This window comes from Psychrobacter sp. TB20-MNA-CIBAN-0197 (genome assembly GCF_040309765.1).
Taxonomy (GTDB): Bacteria; Pseudomonadota; Gammaproteobacteria; order Pseudomonadales; family Moraxellaceae; genus Psychrobacter; species Psychrobacter submarinus.
This window is the reverse complement of sequence record NZ_JBEOPC010000947.1, coordinates 1-256: the sequence shown is the minus strand read 5'-3', so window position 1 is coordinate 256 and position 256 is coordinate 1. Positions and strand designations below refer to the sequence as shown.

Below are 256 nucleotides of genomic sequence, written 5' to 3'. Positions count from 1 at the left end.
ATTTTAGAGCCGCTTGCTAAAGGGCTTAATGTCCCTTTTCATGTTATCCCTCATGAGGGATTAACGCGCAGCGAGCACGATCAACAAGTAGGCGATTTAATTGCCAGCTATAACCCTGACATTATTGGTTTAGCTAAATATATGCGTATTTTAAGCCCTGAGTTTGTACAACGCTTTGAGGGCAAAATTATTAATATTCATCACTCGTTCTTACCCGCTTTTATTGGTGCAAAACCTTATCACCAAGCATTTGAAC

General features: G+C 39.8%; 1 protein-coding gene. It reads left to right on the top strand.

Translation table 11 applies throughout. From position 1 onward, the window contains the following. A partial coding sequence (locus AAEY83_RS16675) for a formyltransferase family protein (RefSeq protein ID WP_351060866.1) occupies positions 1–256 on the top strand: 256 nt, incomplete at both ends.